Consider the following 22054-nt stretch of genomic DNA (forward strand, 5'->3'; position numbering starts at 1 on the left):
AGCAATCGCCTAGCGTGGTTTGGCCGCGGGGCCGATCACCGTTGCACCAGCGGCAACGGCGCGAGTGACCACGGCGCCGGCACCGATGCGCGCGTTTTCTCCGATCTCGATATTGCCCAGAATGCTGGCGCCGGCGCCCAAAAAGGCACCACGGCGGATCTTGGGATGTCGATCGCCGCTGAGTTTGCCGGTGCCACCGAGCGTGACGCCGTGGAACAGTGTGACGTCGTCTTCGATCACCGCGGTTTCACCGATGACGATGCCGGCGCCGTGGTCGACGAATAACCCCGACCCCAGGATCGCGGCGGGGTGGATATCGGCACTGAACTGGACCGCGACACGGTACTGGAGACAGCTGGCAAGATCGGTCAGACCTTGCTGCCACCACTGATGCGCAACACGCTGGCACTGCACGGCGCGGTAACCGGGGAAGAACAGCAATGGTGTGAAGGGCTCGGGGATGGCGGCATCCTCGCGGAGCAGTACGAGCAGATCCTGCGCGGCCGCGACCGCAATCTCGGGTCGCTGTTTCAGGGTGTCTTCGATGCGATCCCGCACCATCCCCTCCGGCAACTGCGGTGTTGCCAGGGTTTCGGCGATGATTCGTGCCAGCGCGCTCGCGAAATCCGGAACCTCCAGGAGGTGGTGACGATATAGCGCCTCCAGCAACGGATCTCGCTCCATGGCCCCCTGCGCGGACTCGACCAGCGCCGGCCATAGCGTGTCAGCGTCCAGCTGATTCGAGAATGCCCTGGAATGATGTTCGGCATTGGCTGGCATGATGTCCTCTGGGTCGTGTCGTCGTGTCGTCGTGTCGTCGTGTCGTCGTGTCGTCGCCCTCGAGCCCATCTTGGATCGATGGATACAGGTTTCCGGTTAACCCGGCTGGCGATAAAAATTGAATTCGTGAGTGCGAGCCGTCCTGACCAGTGTCGACATCCATCCCGGCGAGATGCTGCGGTGATGGAAGAAAAGCGCACCGTGAGTGATATCGGGCAGGGTGCCGTTGAGCGCGCGGCGCGCGACTTCCTTGGCCGCCGTGTATTGCTCCGGCTCGTTGGCCTCGTCGGGACGGCCATCGCACCACCAGGAGAACTGGCAGTGGCCGCTCTCCGCGCCCTGTTGAACGATCTCGCACAGACTCGAGGGAAACTCCGGGTTCCCCAGCCGGTTCATGATGACGTTGGCAACCGCCTGCATTTCCCGCTGGTCGGTACCCTTGGCTTCCCAGTAGATCGATCGCGCCAGGCACGATATCGCATCATCGAGCGGCGCCAGCCCGCGCGGGTCGACGGCCTCCACGCCCTCCGGCGTCAGCCTTGCCGCATCCGGGGCCGGCTCGATTCGATCCGTCTCGACGACCCGTTGCTCGAGCTGTTCGGCCTTCTGTCGCGCTATCTCGGCTTTCGTCGGCGGTGGCCCGGCCAACGCCGACGTGCAGCTCAGCAGCCAGCATGCCAGCAGAACACCGGTCGTCAGACGCCGATTCAACCGGTCAGCCGGCCTGGACATCGTTGTCTATCGTTTGAATGACGTCGAAACCCTCGAACTTGGGCGGCCCGAGATAGAGCCCTTCGCGGCGGCTCTGGCCGGCATTGGCATGGGCAGCACGAAAAGCTTCCGAGTGCGTCCAGGATTCGAAGTCTTCGCGGCTGCGCCAGACGGTATGGGAGGCGTAGAGAACATGATCTTCCTCCTGGGGGCCGCGCAGCATGTGGAATTCGACGAAGCCGGGCAAGCCTTGGAGTTTCGTTTCACGCTCCAGCCATAGGGTCTCGAACTCTTCGGTGCGTTCGGGGTTGACGCGAAAGCGGTTCATGGCGATGAACATGGGGTGACTCCTGAAGGAAAGGTCGGCGCCCGCCAGGGAACCGATTGACGACCGCTGCCGCTGGTTTCCAGTGCGACCGAGGTAACATTGCCAGCATCCAGTGCCAAAAGTCGAGCCGGAAGCAGCTCGCGACGGACAGGCGAGGCGTTGACGCCACGGTGAGTTAGTGGGCTAATCCAGGCAACAGTTCCCGTTCTTTGGTTGCCATCCATGGATATTCCGCATCAGCGTCTGGTCTACTTTCGCGTCACGGTCGAATCCGGCTCATTGCGCAAGGCGGCCGCCAGGCTCGATATCGCGCCGTCGGCGGTCAGCCGTCAGATCGCGTTGCTGGAAACCGCCTTCGGCGCACCGCTGCTCGAACGCACGCCGAGAGGGATCAGGCCCACGCCGGTGGGGGAAATGGCGCTCGATTACTGCCGCAGGCGAGGGGATCTGGACGACGATTTCATTACCCGCCTGGAGGCCTATCAGCGTCTGGAGACGGGGACGATCGCACTGGTGGTGGGTGAGGGTTTCATCAACGATCTGATCGATGCGCCGTTGAAAGCCTTTGCCGAACGTTATCGTGGCATCCGTCTGGACATCGAGCAGGCCGGTACCGACGAGATCATCGAATCCGTGGTCGAAGATCGGGCGCATATCGGGCTGATGTTCCATGAACGCGTGCATCCGCAGATTCGCTTCTGGGCCTCCAGCGGTCAGCCGTTGCTGGCGATCTGTCCCGTCGATCACCCGCTGGCCCGGGAGTCGCAGCCGATCTCGTTGCAACGGCTCAGCGAAACGCCCATGGCACTATGGAAAACCGGGCATGGGGTACGTCGACTGGTCGATCAGGCGTTCGTACAGGCAGGATTGCATCCGCAGGTAGCCGTGGAAACCAATTCTATGGCCGTGCTGCGTCGCGCGGTGGTGGCGGGAATGGGCATCACGCTGCTGCCGCGTTTCGCGGTCGCCCATGAACTGGCCGCGGGCAGTGTCGTTGCCTTGCCGGTGGCCTCGGCGCCGTTTCAGAATTCCCAGGCCCATATGATCACCCGGGTAGGGCGGCGTCAGCCTCAGGCCAGTCTCAAGTTGCTGCGTCATCTGGGCGCCTGGATGCTGGCATTTCGCTCCGCTTCCCACCGCCCCTGACAGGCCAGCGCCCGCGCTGCGCGCGCCGCTGCCTAGCGTTGCTCGAATCGCAGTAGCGTACCCAGAACGCCAGGCGCGATATCGGCCTGAGTCTCGCTGTGGCGGTGATGGTCGATGCCGTGATGCTCCCAGCAGGCAATCGCTGCCTTCAGGTCACGGCAGGTCAGGGTGAGTGCCACGGCTCGCGGTGGCTCCGGTTCGATATCGCCGAGCATGGGGAAAGTGGCTGCCAGCGCCTGGCGGTCGAGCAGGTGACAGTCGCCCTTATGGGTATGAATGGTCCATTCGGCGCCGCCACCTCGGATCGAATTGGGCCCGTGAATGCGCCGGAAGTGTTCGATGTCGTAGGTCGGATCGTCGCTGAGGTACCAGACATCGGCGATCGACGTCGCGGTATTGGCATGCGCTTCCTGCGTCGGATCGACGCGAAACAGTTCGGGGCGCAACTGCTGGCAGAGAAACTGGGTCAGGAAGGGACGTTCCGGATCGTGCAGGATATCCAGCGCCACGCTCACTTCTTCGTCGCGGCCGCCGGGCAGGTGAGCCATGCGGCGAAAGATGATCGGGCATCCCGCGTTGAAGCCCCGCGCCGCGACCAGGGCGTGATCGCGCTGAATGCTGTCGCTGTCGAGCGCCACCATGGCGATGCCGTCACCGACCGTAATCAGGCGCGCCTCGATCAGACGACCGAACTGGAACCCGTTGTCATCCTGATAATCCAGACATTCCGGACGGCCGATCCCCATCAGTTCGATGAAGTTGTTGCTGAAGAACAGCAGGTGATTGTCCGTTCCCCACGGGTGCTGGTGGCGGGCATTGACGGTGAAACCAAGGTCTCGGGCTGCCTGGGCGGCATGATCGAGATCACTGACCGCCAGCAAGGGGTGATCGATGCCGAAGCTCATGAGCCTTCCATCCGATGGTGTCGTTATCTGCAGTATCGCCTAAGATCGCAGTTCGGGAGAGACAGCGTACGCGATCGCCCCCGCTTTTTCTCATTTCAACACCGCTCTCAATTCCGCGTTCTCTCAATCCAGCGCCGCCATGACACGGTCGATATCGTCCAACGTATTGTGCCAATGCGGAGAGATCCTCAACAGCGAGCCGGTCGCCGGCAGCCGAATGTTCAGCGGTTCGGCGGCCGTGTCGCACACCTTGGCAACGATGCTGGCCGCATCGAGTTTCTGGCGAGTCCGCAAGGGGGTGGCATCCGGCAGGTGGATCGTGGCGATGCCGCTCTCGGGATGCTGCAACAGCGGACGGAACCCGCGATCGCGGGCGAGCTCGTAGACCCGCTCGGTCAATGTCGTCAGATGTCCCTGCAACTGCTCCAGCGTGATCTGCTGAAGCTCGCCGATCGCCGCTGTCAGAGCGACCTGATTCATGACGGAGACGTCCGAGGCATCGAAGCGGCGCGCCTGGGGAAGATCGTCGAAACGTTGAGTTTCCAGGTTCAGGCGTAATCCCGCCAGCTCCGGGGCCGGATTGGGCTGCATCATGGCCGTTGCCAGCTGACTGACGTAGAGCAGAGCCATTCCCCGGGGGCCGCGAAGCCATTTGCGGGTAGTGGCGACAAGTACGTCGCAGCCGAATCGACGCACATCGATGTCGCTCTGCCCCAACCCCTGAGCCGCGTCGACGATTAGCGGGCAATGCGCTGGCCGAGGCAGGTTGCCCAGGGTTTCCACGTCATAGCGGCGACCTTCGATGCTGGTGACCAGGGGCGTCAGAATCGCCGCGACGTCCTCGCCGATCTGGTTCGCGATAGCGGCCGGATCGAACTGGCCGTTGGCGTCGGTTGCCAGCAGCTCGATGTTGCGTGTCGGCGCTCCGCCCAGGCGCCGCAGCAAGACGACATTAGACGCCCATTCGCCCGGTGCGATCAGCAGACGCCGGCCGGCGAGGTTCAGGCTACCGACCACCTGCGCCATGAGTTGAGACGTACTCGCGCCGAACGCGACCTGAGCTTCCGGCGCCCCAATCATGGTGGCCAGCCGGGTTCTCTTTGTCGGCAGGTCCCAGATTGCACTTTCGAGGCGTTGGCGCGGATAAGCCGCCATCTCCGCCTCCAGCCACTCCCGTAGATGTGCCGATACCGTCGGGCTTTGCAGACCGACGGAGGCGTTGTTGAGATAGCAGAGATCGGATGGCTGCACGCGGGGCTCTTCCTGGATTCGGGTCGTGCTGCCATGTTACCCGAATTGAGAGAAAGCGACCGAGGTGAGAAGAGAGCGACCCAAGCCGCTCTCACTGGTCATAGAGCCTCTAGACCTGGCCGCTGCCGTAGCCCATGGCGACGCTGGCTTCGGCTCCGGTTTCGACCCATACGCTCTGGGGGATCGTGTATTCGCGCAAACCGTCGAGGCCGCTGGAACGGCCGAAACCGCTGTCGCGAAAACCGCCGAAGGGCGACATCACGTTGATCGCCTTGTAGCTGTTGATCCAAACGGTGCCGGCGCGCAGTTGTGCGGCGACACGATGTGCCCTGGCCGGATCCTGCGTCCATACCGCGCCGGCCAGACCGAAGCGCGTGCTGTTGGCGAGGCGGATGGCCTCGGCTTCGTCTTCGAATGGCAAGGCAACGACCACGGGGCCGAACACTTCCTCGCAGGCGATCTCCATCGAGGCATCGACATCGGCGATGACCGTGGGTGCGAGGTAGTAGCCGTTGGCGCCTCCCGGCAGACCCGTCGGGCGCGTGCCTCCCGTGACGACGCGAGCGCCGGCTGCCTTGGCGCGTTCGATCATGTTGGTCACCCGCTCGAACTGACGGGCATTCTGCAGCGGCCCCATGCGAGTCGCTTCATCGGCCGGCAGACCGACGGCAATCTGGCTGGCAGCGCGGCTGACGCGTTCGACCACGGCGTCGAAGATGTCGCGTTGGATCAACAGCCGCGAACCCGCCACGCAGCTCTGTCCCGCCGCCGCGAAGATCGCCGCCTGCGCCCCGGCCACGGCGTCGTCGATCCTGGCATCGTCGAACACGATATTGGCGGACTTGCCGCCAAGCTCGAGCACGCTCGGCACCAACCGGCGGGCGCCGGCTTCGGCGATCAGGCGACCGCTGTCGGGGGAGCCGACGAACACCAGCTTGCGGATACCGTCGTGGCCGGTCAGCGCCGCGCCGGTAGTCGGGCCGAGGCCGTTGACGATGTTGATCAGCCCCTGGGGCAGGCCGCCGGATTCGATCAGCCGGGCGATCACCACCGACGAGAACGGCGTCAGCTCCGAGGGTTTGAGGACGACCCCGTTGCCTGCAGCGATCGCCGGTGCCAGTTGCCAGGCGCAGGTGAACATCGGCGCGTTCCAGGGCGTGATCTGGCCGACGACGCCGAAGGGTACGTGGCGAACGTAGTTGAGGTGCGAGGTGGGCACCGGAATGACCTCGCCATGCTGCTTGTCGCACCAGCCTGCGTAGTATTCGAACATCTCCCGGACCTTGCCGACTTCACCCCGGCAGTCCCGGATCGGCTTGCCGGCGACCACGCTCTCGAGCTGGGCGAGGTCTTCCTCATGGCCCTCCAGGCGACGGACTGCCGCGTTCATGCGCCGGCCTCGTTCGCTGGCAGTCAGCGCCATCCACTCGACCTGGGCGCGGGTGGCGGCGGCCACCGCGCGATCCAGCAGATCCGTACCGGCATCGCGATAGGTGGTCAATTCTTCCCCGGTGGCCGGGTTGGTCAGCGTGATGGCATCGCCCTGACCGGTGACCAGATCCCCATCGATCCAGTTGGAGCAGGGCATGTCGCCCGCTTCCAGCGACAAACCGAACTGGGCGAGGAGACGGCGCAAGGCCTGCTGTGCCTGAGTGTTCAATGCGTTCATGCGGAGGCTTCCTCGTCGCTGTCGGCGGAAGGGGAGAAGTCAACGTCGGCCTGGGCCAGAATCGGTGAGGTGATGTGATTGAAATCGTCGCTATCCGCCGGTCGATCAGGGTCGGCGTGCCAGCCAGCGACCACTTGCTGCAGAAGGCTTAGATCGAGACCGAGACCGCTGGCGGCGTCGCGAGCCAGGCGCAGATCCTTGCGCATCAGGCCGCTGGTGAAGCCGGAATCGAAGCGACCGGAGAGGATCCACTCGGGAAAGTTGACCTCGCTGATGGCGCTTCTGCCCGAGCCGCTGTTGAGCCCGGAGAGACACGCCGCCGGATCGACCCCGGCCTTGGCGGCCAGCGTCACCGCTTCGGCGGTGGCGATCAGATTGGCGGCGCAGAGATAGTTGTTGGCCAGCTTGACCACGTGACCGCTGCCCGGGCCGCCCACGTGGGTGCGCTTGGCGGACATCGCCTCGAGTACCGGCATGACGCGTTCGAGCGTTGCCATATCCCCGCCGAGAAGCATGCCGAGCCTGCCGGTTGCCGCCCCCTTGGGGCCGCCGCTGACCGGCGCATCCAGCCACTCGAGCCCGGCATCGGCGACCTTGGCGGCGAGCTCGCGGCTGACGACCGGGTCGCTGGTGGAGGTGTCGACGATCACGCTGCCCTTGGGTGCCAGCCCGAGCAATCCCGGTGACTGCTCGATGACCTCACGAACATGATCGGAGGTGGGCAGGGACAACAGATAGACATCACTGGCGCCGATCTGGTCCGGACTGACAGTGGCGAGGCCCTGCTCGGCAAGCCGCCGGCGCGCCGCCTCGAATACGTCGCTGCCGGTGACGTCGAAGCCGGCGCGTTGGAGCGTCAGCGCCATGTTTCCGCCCATCTGACCCAGACCGATGACGGTGATTTTCATGAGATTCTCCAGGGTTGTTGTTGGAATGAAAGAACTGTCGGAATGAAGGGTTTTCGGATACAGCGCTCGGCGAATCCGCCGAGGAATGGATCGGCAGGGATGCTTTTCAGTATTGAGAGAGCGGGTGATGCAAAGAAAGCTGGAGAGTGTTCGTATAATTGAAACGCTGATCGGTCAGGCCGGTGCCGGGTACCCGGGCAACGCCAACGGCCTCATCAGGAGCCGTTGGCGGATGACGTCGAAGCCGTCGTGATCAGTCGCTGAGCAGTTGCCTCACCAGCGCCTGCCAGTAGGCAACGCCGAGAGGGGAGATGGCATCGTTGAAGTCATAGGCCGGGTTATGCAGGGCGGCGCTGTCGCCGTTACCGAGCCAGATATAGGCGCCCGGGCACCGCTCCAGCATGAAGGCGAAATCTTCCGATCCCATGCTCGGTGCCATGTCGCGGTGGATCTTGCCGATGCCGGGGAGCGTGGCGAGAATATCGGCGCAGCGCGCGGCGTGCTCGGGCGTGTTGATCGTTGCCGGGTAGCGCGCCTGGTAGTCGAGTTCTACCTTGAGTCCGTGAAACTGGGCGGTGGCATCGATGGCGTCGCCAAACCGCTTTTCCAATCTTGCCTTGAGCGTTGCATCGAAGCAGCGCACGGTGCCGCGCAGTTCGACCGATTCGGGAATGACGTTGTAGGCATCGCCCGCGTGAAACTGGGTGATGCTGAGCACCGCTGACTGATGCGGCGGTGTCTCGCGACTGATCAGCCCCTGCAACTGATTCACCAACTGGCAGGCGGCGAGCACCACGTCCGTACCCAGATGGGGCATCGCCGCATGACAGCCGCGGCCGGTCAGCTTGAGCGTGAAGACATCGAACGCCGCCATCACCGGCCCGTCGTGCACGGCGGCTTCGCCCACGGCCAGCCCTGGCCAGTTGTGCAGGCCGTAGACCGCCTCCATCGGGAAGCGCTCGAACAGGCCTTCTTCGACCATCACCCGGGCGCCACCCTCGCTCTCTTCGGCGGGCTGGAAGATACAGTGCACCTGACCCGCGAAGTCGGGATTCTTCGCCAGCGCGCAGGCTGCACCCAGCAGCATCGTGGTATGCCCGTCGTGGCCGCAGGCGTGCATGCGTCCGGGTATCGTCGAGCGGTAGTCGATGTCGTTGAGCTCCTCGATCGGCAGGGCATCGATATCGGCACGCAGGCCGATGCTTCGCCCCGTCCCCCGGTTGCCGTTGATAGTAACGACGACGCCGGTGCCACCGCCAAGTCCGGTGACCGGCTCGAGATCGTGCTCGCGCAGAATGGCGACGATGCGCTCGCTGGTGCGAACCTCCTCGAAGGCGATTTCCGGATGGCGGTGGAAGTCGCGGCGCCATTCGGTCAATGTCGTCGGATCGGGGTAGGGGGTTAGCTGGTTCATGTCGAACTCCCAAAAAGCGCGCCCGCAAACGCGGGCGCGGTGGTAAAGACCTCTGGTATTCAGCCTAGAGCAGAATTTGCGCGACGACCGCCGAGCCGACGTAGGTACCGGTGAATACCAGCAGCGAGATGATGATCAGCTTCCAGCCGGTCTGGCGGAACATGCTGAACTCACGCCGGCTCAGCGCCAGGCCGGCATAAGCCAGAACCGGGGTGACGATGGCGAGGAAGTTGACTGCGGCGAGCTGATCGACGATCCAGGCGCTGCCCGGGAAAAAGGGCAGCGTCATGAGGATGCTGACCAGCGACACCCAGGCTACACCGGGGAGGTAGAACGGTGCCGCTCGGGTGATGACCAGACCGATCAGGGTCATGACGTAGAGAATGATCATGCCCGGCAGCGCATCGATCAGCGAGGCGCCGTTGATGGTATTGGCAATCCAGCCGACGACGCAGGCCATGGCCAGCACGGCGGCGGTCTTGCCGAGATCCGTTTCGGGGCGCTCTTCTCGGGTCAGGTCGGTCGCATCCTCATCTGCCGTGGCGCCCATCGTGCTGGCGGCTCGGCGACGACCGCCCAGGCGGCGATAAAGCCACTCGGCGACGGGCAGGGCGATGAATAGCGAGACATAAAGCCCGGTGGCATAGGTCAATAGGTTGCTGGCACCGGCGAAGGCGAGCAGGTCATCGGCGAGATCGGGCATGGCGCCGGCCAGCGCGCCGGAACACGCCGCCACCATGCTGCCGCTGCCGACACCGCAGGCCATCGCCAGCGCGCGCGGGTCGAACCAGCCCAGCGAAGCGAGATAGCCGGCCATTAACGCGAACCACAGCGTGCCGAACATGGTACCAACGACGTAGACCCCCATCACACCGACGCCTTCCGGCCCCTTGAGGCCGTACTTGTCGGAGATGATCGCGATGTTGGGTTCACGCGCGATCGAATAGGTCGCACCGATCGCTTCCCGCCCCATCTTGAGAACCAGCACCGCGACCGGCAATGCCACCAGCATGGTGCCGAGATTGCCCAGTTCCTGCAGGATCAGGGCGGGGCCTGCGCTGATGAGCTGATCGATGGCGGGGCCGATGGTCGAACCGAAGCGCGCGATGAACGGCATGATCGAGATCAGAATCAGCGGGGTGGCTGCCTGGCTGACGCTTTCGGGCAGAAATCGTTTGGTGCCGGCGAACAGATGCGGGTTGAGCAGTACCCCGAGAACGAAGGCGTAGAACAGCGGCAGTAGCAGAAGCGTGCCTGGTCCGAGCGGGATCTTGACGATACCGATCCATTCGCTGAGCAGCGACAGCACGACGACCAGCAGATGCAGGCGCCAATTGAGCAGTTGAGAGAGGGGCATCGATCGTTACCTCTTTGTTGTTGGTGGAGAGGTCATCCACCGAGTATCCAGAGAGAGTGTGATCGAATGAAAGGTGCGAGGTGTTCTGATTTTTGGATGACTGGAGCGTCATGGATCATTCGCGACGAAAAACGGGGTGGGCCAAGGCCCACCCCGTCAACGCGATCATGATCGCCATTGTCCGTCGATTGTCGGACTAGGTGATCAATCCTCTGGCAGCGCGTATACCACGACCTGATCGCCCACCTGATCCTTGAGGATGGTGTTGCCACCGGCGACGAAGGCGACATACTGCCGGCCCTTGTACTCGTAGACCGACGGATTGGCCACGGCCGGGGCCTCGGCCTGATCGGACCACAGCTCCTCGCCCGTCTCGAGAGAGTAGGCGCGCAGCTTGGCGTCCATCGACGCACCGATGAACACGACACCACCGGCAGTCACGGCCGGGCCACCGATGGTCGGCGAGCCCCATTTTTCCGGCATGAAGAAGCCGAACTGCTGCGACGCGCCGACCGGACGACGCCACTTCACGTCACCGGTATGCATGTCGATCGCCACCAGCTCGCCGAAAGGCGGTTCCCAGCAGGGCATGCCGAGCCAGTTCATCGCAACCTTGAGTCGCATGCCGTACGGCGCGCCTTTCTGCGGTGCGAAGCCGCTTTCGTTGCCGGAGCCGCTGTCCGCCTGCTCGTAGTCTTCACGGTTGTACAGCTTGACGTACTGCACGATATGCGAGGTGTTGACGACGGCGGTCTGAGTTTCGGGGTCGAAAGCCACGCCGCCCCATTGCACGCCACCCGAGCTGTCAGGGTAGGTCAATGCCCCTTCGCCTTTGGTGGTCGGCGGGGTGTACATGCCTTCGTACCAGAGGTTATCCCACAGACGCGAACACTGTCCGCCGCCCACGGCGTCGGCGAGACCCCAGATCTTGGGTTTCTCGGATTGATCCAGCAGCGGCGCAGGCTTGGTCGGGAATGGCTGGGTCGGAGCATAGACCTCGCCGTCGACACTACCGTCACCCTGCGGTACCGGACGCTCCTCGATCGGCCAGACGTCTTCGCCGGTCAGACGATTGACCACGAACAGGAAGCCCTGCTTGGTTGCCTGGACCAGCGCCGGGATCTTCTTGCCATCGACGGTGATGTCCATCAGCGTCGGCGCGGAGTTGATGTCGTAGTCCCAGATATCGTGGTGAACCCACTGACGCGACCACACCACTTTACCGGTCTCGATATCGAGCGCGGTGGTCGACGTCGCCAGCGGTGCCTCTTCGGTGCGGTTGCCACCCCAGTAGTTCGGTGACGGCGAAGAGACCGGCAGATAGAGCAGGCCGTTCTCGCGATCCGCGGACATGTGCGTCCACACGTTGGCGGTACCGCTCTTCTCGCGCATCTCGTCGGAAAGCGCCTGGAACGTCCACTCGAGCTCGCCGGTCTGGGCGTTGAGTGAAAAGATCGTTCCCGGCGGTGCCTGTTCGTAGGCCCAGTCCATGCCGGCCCAGCCGAGCATTAGATGGTCGCCGACCACGGTCGGCGGCTGCAGCACGGAGAGCGGCCATTCGGCGTGGGTGTCGTTCCATTGATTGACGTTGAGCACGCCGTTGTCGGCGAAGCCCTTGCAGAGTTCGCCGGTATCGGCGTCCAGTGCGAACAGCTGGGCGTCCATGGTGCCCATGTAGACGATCTTCTGGCACGGCTCACCGGCGACCGGGTTTTCTGCCTCCCAGTAGGAGACACCGCGGTTCTTCAGCACCGGCTGGGTCAGAGCCTCACGCGAGGACTTGGTGTCGAAACTCCATTTTTCCTTGCCGGTACCCGGATCGAGTGCGATCAGGCGATAGAACGGCGTACCGATGTAGATGGTGTCGTTGGCGAAAACCGGGGTGGCCGACCACACGGTCGCCGGCGTATCGCCGGACCCATCGGCGACATCGCCGGTATGGAATTCCCAGACCTTCTCGAGATCACCGACATTGTCCGCGGTGATCTGATCGAGAGGGCTGTACTTCTGGGCATTGAGCTGACCGTGGAAGCTGTCCCAGGTCGGCGTCTCGGGCACCAGCGGAATCGGTGCCCGGTTGGCATTCTGCTGATCGCCCGAGTCCGCCGCGCTGACGTCCTGCGCCCCCTCATCGCCGGCTTGCGGCGTTTCGGACGACGTGGCGGCTTCGGACGACGTAGCGGCTTCGGAAGATTCAGCGGCTTCGGACGAGGTCGACGCCTTGGACGACGGCTGAGTGTCGCTCTGAGCCGATGTCTGATCGGACTCGGTCGGCTGGTCCTGCGCGAACAGCGGAACCGGGGCGAGCAGCAGTGCCAATGCCGTGGCCATACCCAACCGCTGTGCGGTGAGTTTCAGCGTGGGCAGCGGCATCGGTGACAGGGATGTTGGCATGGATCGGCTCCTCATGAATGGGCTGGTGTGGTGGATGCGGCTGGACTGGCCATGTCCAGGAGCAGGCCGATCAGGCCAACCACCATGGCGGCGGTCAGCCACCACTGATGCAGCAACAGTCCGGCGAAACCCGTGCCGACGAGCGCCAGCAGAATAAGCAAACGCAGCGCAACGCGTCCGCTGCGGCAGGAAAGAGGCGCCATGACCAGTGTCATGATGACCAGCGCGATCGTCGAAAGAATGACGGCGAGTGCACCGAGTGAGCCGTTGACACCGGTCAGCGGAGTGAAGTAGGCATAAAGCGAGATGGCGAGCCCGGCAAGCGAGGCCACCAGCAGCACGATGATGCCCGCCCTGAATGATCGAGATTGCGACATGAGGTTGTTGTCTCCTGATGAGAGCGATGTGTTGCACCTGGCGATTGTGTCTGCGTTGCTCTGATGTTGCATCAGGCCAAAAAACATCGACGAAACAGTTCGATGGTGTGGCTAAGCTTGCTCGTATTCCCCTGGCCAGGCCGACCAAAGTATAAAGGATTTTTGGAAGTTAGCATGTGAACTAATTCGTTTTTTTGAGCTGGCCGAGCCTTTTTCATGACGTAGCCTCAGTCATGATAGTTTGTGTTGTTCGATTGCCAAGGGCGATCGGCACACCGCGACCGTGCGCCGTACGACCTATCGTGGGCCGGCGTTTGCTGGAGGGCAAGCGCAGCCAGCATAATGACCGGCCGTCACGCCGCGAGAGAGACGCTGTATGGAATCGTTCAACACCATCGGTCTAATTGGCCGTCTGGGCAGCGACAAGGTCGTCGAGACGCTCAAGCGCCTGACGATCTTTCTCGAGCGTCGTGGTCTCGATCTGGTGATCGAGGATCGCACCGCCGCGCTGCTGCCCGGCCATGGCCACAGTGAAGCCAAGCGCCGAGAGCTGGGCACGCTGTGCGATCTGGTGATCGTGGTGGGTGGCGATGGTAGTCTGCTGGGCGCGGCCCGTGCGCTCTGCCATAGCGCCACGCCGGTGCTTGGCATCAACCGGGGGCGGCTGGGCTTTCTGACCGATATTTCCCCGGATGAGGTCGAGCAGAAGGTTGCCGAGGTACTGGAAGGCCAGTACGACACGGAACGTCGATTTCTGCTCGAGGCGGAACTCTTTCGCGGCGAACGCCTGATCGGATCCGGCACCAGTCTCAACGACGTGGTCGTTCACCCCGGCAAGGCTGCGCGAATGATCGAGTTCGAACTGTTCGTCGACGACCGCTTCGTCTACTCCCAGCGCTCCGATGGGCTGATCATGGCGACCCCGACGGGGTCGACGGCCTACGCGCTCTCCGGTGGCGGTCCGATCGTGCATCCGGGCCTGGAAGCCATCACGCTGGTGCCGATGTTCCCGCACACGCTCTCCAGCCGACCGATCGTGATCGATGCCGCCAGCGAGATTCGCGTGCATATCGGTGATATCAACCAGGCCTACCCGCATGTCAGCTGCGACGGTCAGACCCGCGTCGTCTGCAAGCCCGATGACGTGCTCTATGTCCGCCGACATGCCGAGCGTCTGACGCTGATCCATCCGCGCGGACACAGTTTCTTCGAAGCCTGTCGTTCCAAACTGGGATGGAGCAGCAGGCTGGGAGATTGACATGGCGCAGGACAGCGATGTCGACGGCTACGATCTGATCGGCGATGTCCACGGCTGCGGTCAGAGCCTGATCCGGCTGCTCGAGAAACTCGGCTATCGCGCGGAAGATGGGGTGTTTCGTCACCCACGCCGCCGGGTGATCTTCTTAGGCGACCTGATCGATCGTGGACCGAGCATCCGGCTGGCGGTGTCCGTTGCCAAACGCATGGTCGACGCCGGCGAGGCGCGCATCGTGATGGGTAACCACGAAGCCAATGCGCTGGCCTATTGTCATGCCGCGCCAAGCGACAGCGAACGCGAATGGCTGCGCGATCACACGCCGCGCAACAACCGTATCATCGGCCGCACGCTGGAGCAGTTCCACGCCTTTCCGCTGGAGTGGGAAACCTGCCTTTCCTGGTTCATGACATTACCGCTGTGCCTCGAGCTTGATGGCCTGCGGGTGGTGCATGCGTGCTGGGACGACTCCTTGGTCGCCGCGTTTTTGAAGCGTTACCCCAACGCCCGTATCGACCGTGAGTTCCTGATCGAATCGACGCGTCATGGCAGTCTGGCCCACCAGATATTGGATCGCCTGACCCGGGGTACCCAACTGCCGCTGCCGCCGGGCATGGAGATTCACTCGGGTGACGGCTTTACCCGACGCTCGTTTCGCACCCATTTCTGGTGTCGGAATCCGCGGACCTACGGCGACGTGGTCTTTCAGCCCGACAATCTGCCGCCGGCGCTCGAGGACCGGCCATTGCGCACTGACGAGCGGGCGCGGCTGACCTACTATCCGGAATCGGCGCCGCCCCTGTTCGTCGGTCATTACTGGTGCAAGGGCGTGCCGGCTCTGCCGCGGTCGAATATCGCCTGTCTCGACTACAGCGCAGTGAAGTACGGTCGACTGGTCGCTTATCGCTGGGAAGGGGAGAGTCGGCTCGACGCCAATCATTTCGTCTGGGTCGATGTGTCGCAGGAGGGGATCCGGGGGTGAGATGGCCACGGCACCGGTCTCTTTTTGCATTTTTTTACATGATGCGCAGATTTCTGATTTGGCGATGTTTTTGGGGTCGGTTCAGCGGATTTCAGGAGGGCGATGGATTTTTTTCGGCGATGTCGGGAACTACCGCCCACGGCAACCCTCAAAGTCAGTGTTCCCTTGAATGATCCCTTGCTCTTATCCGGCGGCCCTCCCGCCGGATTTTTCTTTGTTGGGCCTGTAGAATGGCGATCCGAGCGTCGTGGGCATTCGTGTCGAGCTTCGCGGTGCCAGCGTCGTCGGTGCAGGTGTTTCGCTATTTTCTCGCCAAGCGGGTCGGACGTCCTCTATGTACAAACTCCTCGAACTGCCCGGTGATCTGGACACTCGCCCGCTGAGGCAAGCGCTGTGGGCGCATCACGTCGGTCATCGCTTCACCCGGCAGGACGATCTGCAGGTGCTGTGGCTGGCCGACCCCGAGCAGCGAGATGCGGCGGCTCGGCTGATCGAGCTCTGGCGGCGTGGTGAGCTGGAGGCATCGGCGGCGACTTCTGCGCCGCGCCGCCGGCCCAGCGTCACCGGCCAGGCATTCGGCCAGGCACCGCTCGCGGCAGGTCTGATCGCAATCTGTGTGGCGATTTTTCTCGCCATGACATTCGCGGGCGACGCCATCGTCCGTGCACTCACCATCGTGCCGCTCGATGTGGTGGGCCAGCGGCTGGTGCCGGGAGACCTCGTCTCCGATACCCTGGCCAGCGGCCAGATCTGGCGCCTGTTCACGCCAGCGCTTCTGCATTTCGGCTGGATGCATCTGATCTTCAACATGCTGTGGGTATGGTATTTCGGCCGTCAGGTCGAGTCGGTTCAGGGCTGGCGCCGGCTCGGCATCATCGTTGTCGTCGCGGCGGTGTTTTCCAACCTCGCGCAATATGTCACCGGCACCGTCCTGTTCGGCGGCATGTCGGGCGTCGACTATGCGCTGCTGGGTTACGTGTGGCTGATGTCTCGCCGCCGGCCCGGCAGCGGTTTCTTCGTGCCCCAGATGCTGATGGTCTTCATGCTGGCCTGGATGGTCTTTACCATGACGGGGCTGGGCGATGCCTTCGGTTTCGGCAATGTCGCCAACGAGGCGCATCTGGGCGGGTTGCTGATCGGGCTGATCATGGGGTGGTTTGCCAGCCGCAACGCGTCGGGCGGCGGTCACGACGCTTCAGGAGGACAGAAATGAACGAAATGAATTTCGACCGCATGGTCGCGCAGATGACGCCGGAGATGTACGAAAACTTCAAGCAGGCCATTCAGTTGCGCAAGTGGCCCGATGGTCGCCGGTTGAGTGCCGAACAGACCGAACTGTGCCTGGAAGCGGTGATCAAGTACGAGATGATTCACGACGTGCCTGCGGATCAGCGCGTGGGTTATCTGGAACGCAACGAGTGTGTCTCCGGTAGCCACTCTTCCGCCGAGGAAGCTGCGGTCAAATGGATCAACTGATCGCCAGCGTGCACACCCCTGCTGCGCTCGAGGCTGATCGGATCGCCAGCGGCCAGTTGCGCAAGCTCGATATTCGGTTGTCGGCGGAGAGTGGCCGGGCGGATTACACCTTGCGCGCCGGCGAGCAGCGACTGGCCCTCAACGGCTGGCTGGGTCAGCGAATCCGGTTGCATCATACCGGCAAGATTCATTGCATCGAATGTGGGCGAGCCACGCGCAAGAGCTTCGGTCAGGGCCACTGCTACCCCTGTTTCTCGTCGCTGGCGCATTGCGATCTCTGCATGATGCGTCCGGAGACCTGCCACTACTTTCAGGGCACTTGCCGTGACCCGGCCTGGGGCGAGCGCCACTGCTTTCGACCGCATACGGTCTATCTCGCCAACGCTTCGGGTCTCAAGGTCGGCATTACCCGGGGTACCAATACCCCTGGGCGCTGGCTGGATCAGGGCGCGGTCCAGGCGCTACCGATTCTCGACGTCGACACGCGCCAGCAGTCCGGGTTGGTGGAAACGCTGTTCAAGGCACGGGTATCCGATCGCACCAACTGGCGTGCAATGCTCAAGGGGGAGGTCGAACCGCTCGACTTGATTGCCGAGCGCGATCGTCTGCTGGCCGAACTCGAACCCGGGCTTGCCGAGTTGCGCCAGCGTTTCGGCAACGATGCCATCCAGACGATCGACGATGTGCCGCCGTTGGCGATCGACTATCCGGTGCTCGAATGGCCGCGCAAGATCGTTTCGCTCAATTTCGACAAGACGCCGAGGATAGAGGGCACCCTGATGGGGCTCAAGGGGCAATACCTGATTCTCGACACCGGCGTCATCAACCTGCGCAAGTTCACCGGCTATCAGGTCGCGGTGGAAACCGAAGCGGCCTGATTCCGGCGATGACCGTCAGCGCGGTTTGCGCTCGAGCTGGCGTTCCATGCGCTTCAGAAATACCGCCATGACCTGTTCATAGAGCGCATCCTTCAGTACCAGGTCTTCCACGCCGGCATCCAGGTTGGGGTTGTCGTTGACCTCGATGACCACCACGCGCTCGCCGATCTGCTTGAGATCGACCCCGTATAGCCCGTTGCCGATCAGCTTGGTCGCCCGCAGTGCTGCCTTGACCACCGGGGGTGGCACTTCGGAGAGATCGTGAGTGGTGAAACCGCCGCTGCGAGTCTTGCCGCTGGAGTGGTCGTAGATCTGCCAATGGCCGCGCGCCATGTAGTAGCGACTGGCGAACAGCATCTGGCCGTCGAGGACGCCGATGCGCCAGTCGAAGTCGGTGGGCAGCCACTCCTGCAGCAGCAGCAGCGCGGAAGATTCGAACAGCTTCGGCGCTTCCGCCTCCAGTTCCTCCCGCGAACGAATCTTGACCACCCCCTTGGAAAAGGCGCCGTCGGGCACCTTGAGTACCAGCGGATACTCCAACTGGACGAGCTTTTCGTCGAGACGGCTCATGTCGCCGCGGTAGAGCAGTTGTCCGCGAGGCGCGGGAATCTTGTGGGTACCCAGCAGCTCGTGAAGGAAGATCTTGTTGGTGCAGCGCAGGATCGACTGGGGATCGTCGATCACGACCAGGCCTTCATGTTCCGCCTTCTTGGCCATGCGATAGGTGTGATGATCCAGCCGCGTCGTCTCGCGGATGAACAGCGCGTCGAATTCGGCCAGCCGTCCTGCGTCGCGATGCGTGATCAGGCTGACGTCGATCCCCAGGCGTCGGCCGGCACGAATGAAGCGCTTGAGTGCGCCCTTGTTGCTGGGTGGCAACGTCTCTTCCGGATCGATCAGGATCGCAAGATCGAAGCGATAGCGACGACGAGCGCGCGGCGTACGCCAGACCCGGGTGGAGTGGCGGTTCAGCGCCGTCGCGAACAGATCTTCTTCGCCGGACTGCAATGCCGTCAACGCCAACGGCTTGAGTCGTGCCAGTCGCCACACGTTCTGGCGTTTCTCGAAGCGGGCTTCCAGCAGCGGATGGGGCAGGCGCTCGAACAGGCGCCGGGCCAGGCGCTGCAACTCCGGCTCCCGGCACTCGCCGAAAAACACCCGCAGCGAAAAGGTGTCGCCTTCCAGCACGCCACGCTTGTTCAGTTCCATCAGCAGCGGATCGATGGCCGCCAGCTGCATGTCGATCAATGCCTTGCGCGACAGCTGATTGAGCGTCTCCACACTGGGCAGAACCCGCTGATCGCGAGCCTGGGCCAGCAGCGAGACGTAGTAGCCGGTTTCCAGATAGTCGAGATTGGCGCAAAGATTGATGACATGTGTGGCGTCATCGGTCGTCGTCACGCCTTGCTGCGCCAGAAAGGCATCGGCGCTGATCAAATCTTCGGAAGGGTAGTAAGGTTGCCAGTCGGCAAGGCGGTCGACGACGATACGCAGGCGTGACATGAATCGGTGGCTCCTTTTCCGACATCGTCTCTCGGCGAGGGGTCGGCGGTCGATACGGCAAGCTGCCGGGGGCTTAAAGGCAAAATAGCATGCGATGATGTGAAGGCGGCGACAAGTCGTGACAGGCGTGAAATAATTTCACCATCGTCGGTGTGGTCGCGTCCGCCATTGCCCATTTGGCGGGCTGTCGGGCCCGCTCAAGATGAATGACAGCCGGGATGTACACGATTCCCGAATTCGCCGGATTTGCGGACGAACCAAGGCCCTGACAAACCGAAATCTCCGTTGAACCAGATAAGAGCGCAAGCATGCTCCGCACCCTTCGCCACGGCCTGCCCGCCGATTGCGACGCCCTGTATGAACTGGAAGAACGCTGCTTCGATAGCGATCGCTTCAGCCGCCGCCAACTCGCGCACCTGCTGACCCGAGCCAACGCCGCCAATCTGCTGGCGGTGGCCGAAGACCAGCGAGTCATCGGTTATGGCACGCTGCTGTTCCGCCGTAACAGCGTCACCGCCAGGCTCTACTCCTTTTGCGTCGATCCGGCGGCCCGCGGAAGCGGGCTGGGTCGGGAACTGCTCCAGGCACTGGAGGAAACGGCAAGAGAGCGGGGCAGCCAGCGCCTGCTGCTGGAAGTACGCGCGGATAACCGCGTGGCGATGGGTCTCTATCGCCGGATGGGCTTCAATGCGCGTCGCTGGCTGGACGACTACTATGCCGACGGCTGTGCCGCCTGGCAGATGGACAAGCGACTGGAGGCGGCCGAAGCGCCATTGGCCGACTGACGGCGCCCGCCGACTCACTCCGGCCGCGTCGCGGCCCCATTTCCTGATAGAGGACTGATATTTATGCCGTCTTTCGACATCGTTTCCGAATTCGATCGCCACGAAGCGACCAATGCCGTCGATCAGGCGAATCGCGAAATCCAGACCCGCTTCGACTTTCGCGGCGTCGACGCCAGCTTCTCGCTGGAGGGAGAGACCGTCTCGATCGAGGCGGACGCCGAATTCCAGCTGCAGCAGATGATCGACGTGCTGCGCAACAAGCTGATCGCTCGCGGGATCGATCCGCGCTGCATGGACATCCAGGATGCCCAGACCTCCGGCGTCAAGGCGCGTCAGGAGGTCAAGCTCAAGCAAGGCCTCGAACAGCCGGATGCCAAGGCGATCGTCAAACTGCTCAAGGATTCGAAGCTCAAGGTGCAGCCGGCGATCCAGGGCGACAAGGTCCGTGTGAGCGGCAAGAAGCGCGACGACCTGCAACAGGCGATCGCCCTGCTCAAGGGGGAAGATGGCCCGGACCTGGCACTGCAGTACGATAACTTTCGGGAGTGAGGGGTACGCCTTGCACGTCTTCCCGAATCATCCCTAACGCGACGGTCAGGCTCCAGCCGTGGCGTATCTACCGAACCCGCATGGCATGCGGGTTTTTCGCCCGATAGTATTATCCTGGCGATGGGTTTTTTCCTACCTTCCGCCACCAGAAGGCCAGCGCTGATTTGACGATTGTGCGAGGCGATACGATGACAGGAGAGGGTGGCATGTCCGCTGGCCGAAAGAAAATGAGTTTTTTAAAAAACGCGGTTCGATTGAAAAAGGAATTCTTCAGAGCCTTTAAGCTTCGGTTGATGGTGTCGAAATATTATGCTCGCGACAAAGAGATTGATTATAAAAATATAAATAAGGTATTGCTGTTGAGGCTCGATGATAAAATTGGAGATATGATTGTTGCATCTGGCGTCATCAGGTTTTTTGCTGAAAGAAATGTTAAGGTTTATCTTTTGACGGGCCCGCTTTGTGCCGATTTGCTGGCCCATTCTGAATATGTTGAAAAGGTGTTTATCTACAAGCGCCGTGAGTCTTTGAAACCACTTCAGCAAGAGTGTTTTGATGTGGTCATCGACTTCGATGATGTGGTGACCTATGAACGCTGCAGGCTTGTTCATAAGCTGTCAGCGAAACATAGTGTTGGTTTTAACAAGGGAGATCTTCCGATTTATCGGAAGTCAATTGAATTTCTTGATCCGAGTCGACATATCACTGAGCGGCATCGTAGCGTATTGCGGCTTTTTGCTTCGGAGGAACATGATTACCGCTATCATTTGCCGATCCACCCAGACGCCGTGGCCCGAGTTGATGCGCTGGTAAGCAGTTTGACTTATAAAAGATTGATAGCCATCAATCCTTTGACGGGTTCAAAAGATAAAGACTTATCTGCTGATCAGGTCCAGCAATTGGTGTATCATATTAAAAGGCATCATCCTCAGGACCTGGTCGTTCTTATCGGCATGGAATCGAAGATTTCTGCCATGGGTATTGAGAAAATCGTGTATGTGGAAGGGAGTACGGTGAGGACCGCAGTTGAAATCGTCAGAAGGGCCGATGTCATCGTTTCACCGGACACCTCCATCGTTCATATGTGCAATGCATTCAACAAGCCTCTTCTTGCAATTTATAACAAAAGAAAGCTGAAGGACACTGGCCTGGTTGGGTATGAAATATGGGCACCAAATTATGCTCGTGCACGACAACTCGTTGTCGAGAGTGAGCAGGTTAGCCAGCTGTCCAATGAGAACTTGCAGGAAGAGTTCGATCGCCTGTTAAGTAGTGTTTGATGGGTGTTTGCTGTGGGCTGTCATGCACTTGAGTGGATCTGGAGGGCTGTCAGCTTCCCGCATTCAAGTTTCTTCGAACGGAGGCCAACCACGGTAAGCCATACCG

The 22054-nt window shown here is 62.0% G+C and carries 21 protein-coding genes; 9 read left to right on the forward strand and 12 right to left on the reverse strand.

Going from position 1 to position 22054, the window contains the following annotated elements:
* Nucleotides 1–9: 9 nt before the first annotated feature.
* From epsC to hmuQ, 3 genes are all read right to left on the reverse strand, one after another.
* A complete protein-coding gene (epsC, locus tag BTW07_RS04630; protein ID WP_075569003.1) occupies nt 10–780 on the reverse strand; it encodes a serine O-acetyltransferase EpsC in 771 nt (256 codons plus the stop codon).
* Between the two features lie 96 nt (nt 781–876).
* Nucleotides 877–1512, reverse strand: a complete 636-nt coding sequence (locus BTW07_RS04635; protein ID WP_083941517.1) for a cell wall hydrolase — start codon at nt 1510–1512, stop codon at nt 877–879.
* Nucleotides 1496–1831, reverse strand: a complete 336-nt coding sequence (gene hmuQ / locus BTW07_RS04640) for a heme-degrading protein HmuQ (RefSeq protein WP_075569004.1) — start codon at nt 1829–1831, stop codon at nt 1496–1498. The genes BTW07_RS04635 and hmuQ overlap by 17 nt, the downstream gene beginning before the upstream one ends.
* Nucleotides 1832–2041: 210 nt before the next feature.
* Between hmuQ and BTW07_RS04645 the strand changes: the two genes are divergently transcribed.
* The gene (locus BTW07_RS04645; protein ID WP_075569005.1) at nt 2042–2965 is read left to right on the forward strand and encodes a LysR family transcriptional regulator; all 924 of its coding nucleotides are present in this window, start codon (nt 2042–2044) and stop codon (nt 2963–2965) included.
* 32 nt (nt 2966–2997) lie between these two features.
* Here the strand turns inward: BTW07_RS04645 and BTW07_RS04650 are convergent, their stop codons facing one another.
* The 8 genes from BTW07_RS04650 to BTW07_RS04685 all read right to left on the reverse strand — a co-directional run bounded on the left by BTW07_RS04650 (nt 2998) and on the right by BTW07_RS04685 (nt 13327).
* Nucleotides 2998–3870, reverse strand: a complete 873-nt coding sequence (locus BTW07_RS04650) for a VOC family protein (protein ID WP_075569006.1) — start codon at nt 3868–3870, stop codon at nt 2998–3000.
* Nucleotides 3871–3993: 123 nt separating this feature from the next.
* A complete protein-coding gene (locus tag BTW07_RS04655; RefSeq protein ID WP_075569007.1) occupies nt 3994–5121 on the reverse strand; it encodes an aminotransferase class V-fold PLP-dependent enzyme in 1128 nt (375 codons plus the stop codon).
* A gap of 109 nt (nt 5122–5230) precedes the next feature.
* On the reverse strand, nt 5231–6790 hold the full coding sequence (locus BTW07_RS04660; RefSeq protein ID WP_075569008.1) for an aldehyde dehydrogenase family protein: 1560 nt from the start codon (nt 6788–6790) through the stop codon (nt 5231–5233).
* Nucleotides 6787–7698 carry an NAD(P)-dependent oxidoreductase gene (locus tag BTW07_RS04665; RefSeq protein WP_075569009.1) on the reverse strand — a complete coding sequence of 304 codons (912 nt, stop codon included), beginning with the start codon at nt 7696–7698 and terminating at the stop codon, nt 6787–6789. The genes BTW07_RS04660 and BTW07_RS04665 overlap by 4 nt, the downstream gene beginning before the upstream one ends.
* A 253-nt stretch (nt 7699–7951) precedes the next feature.
* On the reverse strand, nt 7952–9112 hold the full coding sequence (locus tag BTW07_RS04670; protein ID WP_075569010.1) for a M20 aminoacylase family protein: 1161 nt from the start codon (nt 9110–9112) through the stop codon (nt 7952–7954).
* Between the two features lie 64 nt (nt 9113–9176).
* On the reverse strand, nt 9177–10469 hold the full coding sequence (locus tag BTW07_RS04675) for a DUF3100 domain-containing protein (RefSeq protein ID WP_075569011.1): 1293 nt from the start codon (nt 10467–10469) through the stop codon (nt 9177–9179).
* A gap of 204 nt (nt 10470–10673) precedes the next feature.
* Nucleotides 10674–12863: a pyrroloquinoline quinone-dependent dehydrogenase gene (locus BTW07_RS04680; RefSeq protein WP_232823797.1), complete on the reverse strand. Its 2190-nt coding sequence runs from the start codon at nt 12861–12863 to the stop codon at nt 10674–10676.
* Nucleotides 12864–12874: 11 nt separating this feature from the next.
* A complete protein-coding gene (locus tag BTW07_RS04685) occupies nt 12875–13327 on the reverse strand; it encodes a hypothetical protein (protein ID WP_244158308.1) in 453 nt (150 codons plus the stop codon).
* 289 nt (nt 13328–13616) lie between these two features.
* Here BTW07_RS04685 and BTW07_RS04690 point away from each other — a divergent pair, with 289 nt between their 5' ends.
* The 5 genes from BTW07_RS04690 to BTW07_RS04710 all read left to right on the forward strand — a co-directional run bounded on the left by BTW07_RS04690 (nt 13617) and on the right by BTW07_RS04710 (nt 17831).
* Nucleotides 13617–14498, forward strand: coding sequence for an NAD(+) kinase (locus BTW07_RS04690; protein WP_075569013.1), 882 nt, complete (start codon nt 13617–13619; stop codon nt 14496–14498).
* Nucleotide 14499: 1 nt separating this feature from the next.
* Nucleotides 14500–15477 (forward strand): metallophosphoesterase, encoded by a 978-nt coding sequence (locus BTW07_RS04695; RefSeq protein WP_075569014.1) that lies wholly within the window; start codon nt 14500–14502, stop codon nt 15475–15477.
* 334 nt (nt 15478–15811) lie between these two features.
* Nucleotides 15812–16690, forward strand: a complete 879-nt coding sequence (locus BTW07_RS04700; protein WP_075569015.1) for a rhomboid family intramembrane serine protease — start codon at nt 15812–15814, stop codon at nt 16688–16690.
* A complete protein-coding gene (locus BTW07_RS04705) occupies nt 16687–16953 on the forward strand; it encodes a YeaC family protein (protein WP_075569016.1) in 267 nt (88 codons plus the stop codon). The genes BTW07_RS04700 and BTW07_RS04705 overlap by 4 nt, the downstream gene beginning before the upstream one ends.
* Entirely contained in the window at nt 16941–17831 is an 891-nt protein-coding gene (locus BTW07_RS04710) for a DUF2797 domain-containing protein (RefSeq protein WP_083941519.1), read from the forward strand. The genes BTW07_RS04705 and BTW07_RS04710 overlap by 13 nt, the downstream gene beginning before the upstream one ends.
* A gap of 15 nt (nt 17832–17846) precedes the next feature.
* Here BTW07_RS04710 and BTW07_RS04715 read toward each other — a convergent pair whose 3' ends face one another.
* Entirely contained in the window at nt 17847–19334 is a 1488-nt protein-coding gene (locus tag BTW07_RS04715; protein ID WP_075569017.1) for a RimK family protein, read from the reverse strand.
* 308 nt (nt 19335–19642) lie between these two features.
* Between BTW07_RS04715 and rimI the strand changes: the two genes are divergently transcribed.
* From rimI to BTW07_RS04730, 3 genes are all read left to right on the forward strand, one after another.
* The gene (rimI, locus tag BTW07_RS04720) at nt 19643–20119 is read left to right on the forward strand and encodes a ribosomal protein S18-alanine N-acetyltransferase (RefSeq protein ID WP_075569018.1); all 477 of its coding nucleotides are present in this window, start codon (nt 19643–19645) and stop codon (nt 20117–20119) included.
* Nucleotides 20120–20182: 63 nt separating this feature from the next.
* Complete coding sequence (locus BTW07_RS04725) at nt 20183–20668, forward strand: YajQ family cyclic di-GMP-binding protein (RefSeq protein ID WP_075569019.1); 486 nt, start codon at nt 20183–20185, stop codon at nt 20666–20668.
* 206 nt (nt 20669–20874) lie between these two features.
* Complete coding sequence (locus BTW07_RS04730; RefSeq protein WP_158025856.1) at nt 20875–21948, forward strand: glycosyltransferase family 9 protein; 1074 nt, start codon at nt 20875–20877, stop codon at nt 21946–21948.
* Nucleotides 21949–22054: the final 106 nt, after the last annotated feature.

Source organism: Salinicola socius (assembly GCF_001937195.1).
In the GTDB taxonomy this organism is placed as follows: domain Bacteria; phylum Pseudomonadota; class Gammaproteobacteria; order Pseudomonadales; family Halomonadaceae; genus Salinicola; species Salinicola socius.

Bases quoted from the DNA above. Each gene is read 5' to 3' on its own strand.
- epsC (WP_075569003.1), bottom strand. From the start codon at position 780: ATGCCAGCCAATGCCGAACATCATTCCAGGGCATTCTCGAATCAGCTG.
- BTW07_RS04635 (WP_083941517.1), bottom strand. From the start codon at position 1,512: ATGTCCAGGCCGGCTGACCGGTTGAATCGGCGTCTGACGACCGGTGTT.
- hmuQ (WP_075569004.1), bottom strand. From the start codon at position 1,831: ATGTTCATCGCCATGAACCGCTTTCGCGTCAACCCCGAACGCACCGAA.
- BTW07_RS04645 (WP_075569005.1), top strand. From the start codon at position 2,042: ATGGATATTCCGCATCAGCGTCTGGTCTACTTTCGCGTCACGGTCGAA.
- BTW07_RS04650 (WP_075569006.1), bottom strand. From the start codon at position 3,870: ATGAGCTTCGGCATCGATCACCCCTTGCTGGCGGTCAGTGATCTCGAT.
- BTW07_RS04660 (WP_075569008.1), bottom strand. From the start codon at position 6,790: ATGAACGCATTGAACACTCAGGCACAGCAGGCCTTGCGCCGTCTCCTC.
- BTW07_RS04665 (WP_075569009.1), bottom strand. From the start codon at position 7,698: ATGAAAATCACCGTCATCGGTCTGGGTCAGATGGGCGGAAACATGGCG.
- BTW07_RS04670 (WP_075569010.1), bottom strand. From the start codon at position 9,112: ATGAACCAGCTAACCCCCTACCCCGATCCGACGACATTGACCGAATGG.
- BTW07_RS04675 (WP_075569011.1), bottom strand. From the start codon at position 10,469: ATGCCCCTCTCTCAACTGCTCAATTGGCGCCTGCATCTGCTGGTCGTC.
- BTW07_RS04680 (WP_232823797.1), bottom strand. From the start codon at position 12,863: ATGCCAACATCCCTGTCACCGATGCCGCTGCCCACGCTGAAACTCACC.
- BTW07_RS04685 (WP_244158308.1), bottom strand. From the start codon at position 13,327: ATGTTTTTTGGCCTGATGCAACATCAGAGCAACGCAGACACAATCGCC.
- BTW07_RS04690 (WP_075569013.1), top strand. From the start codon at position 13,617: ATGGAATCGTTCAACACCATCGGTCTAATTGGCCGTCTGGGCAGCGAC.
- BTW07_RS04695 (WP_075569014.1), top strand. From the start codon at position 14,500: ATGGCGCAGGACAGCGATGTCGACGGCTACGATCTGATCGGCGATGTC.
- BTW07_RS04700 (WP_075569015.1), top strand. From the start codon at position 15,812: ATGTACAAACTCCTCGAACTGCCCGGTGATCTGGACACTCGCCCGCTG.
- BTW07_RS04705 (WP_075569016.1), top strand. From the start codon at position 16,687: ATGAACGAAATGAATTTCGACCGCATGGTCGCGCAGATGACGCCGGAG.
- BTW07_RS04710 (WP_083941519.1), top strand. From the start codon at position 16,941: ATGGATCAACTGATCGCCAGCGTGCACACCCCTGCTGCGCTCGAGGCT.
- BTW07_RS04715 (WP_075569017.1), bottom strand. From the start codon at position 19,334: ATGTCACGCCTGCGTATCGTCGTCGACCGCCTTGCCGACTGGCAACCT.
- rimI (WP_075569018.1), top strand. From the start codon at position 19,643: ATGCTCCGCACCCTTCGCCACGGCCTGCCCGCCGATTGCGACGCCCTG.
- BTW07_RS04725 (WP_075569019.1), top strand. From the start codon at position 20,183: ATGCCGTCTTTCGACATCGTTTCCGAATTCGATCGCCACGAAGCGACC.
- BTW07_RS04730 (WP_158025856.1), top strand. From the start codon at position 20,875: ATGTCCGCTGGCCGAAAGAAAATGAGTTTTTTAAAAAACGCGGTTCGA.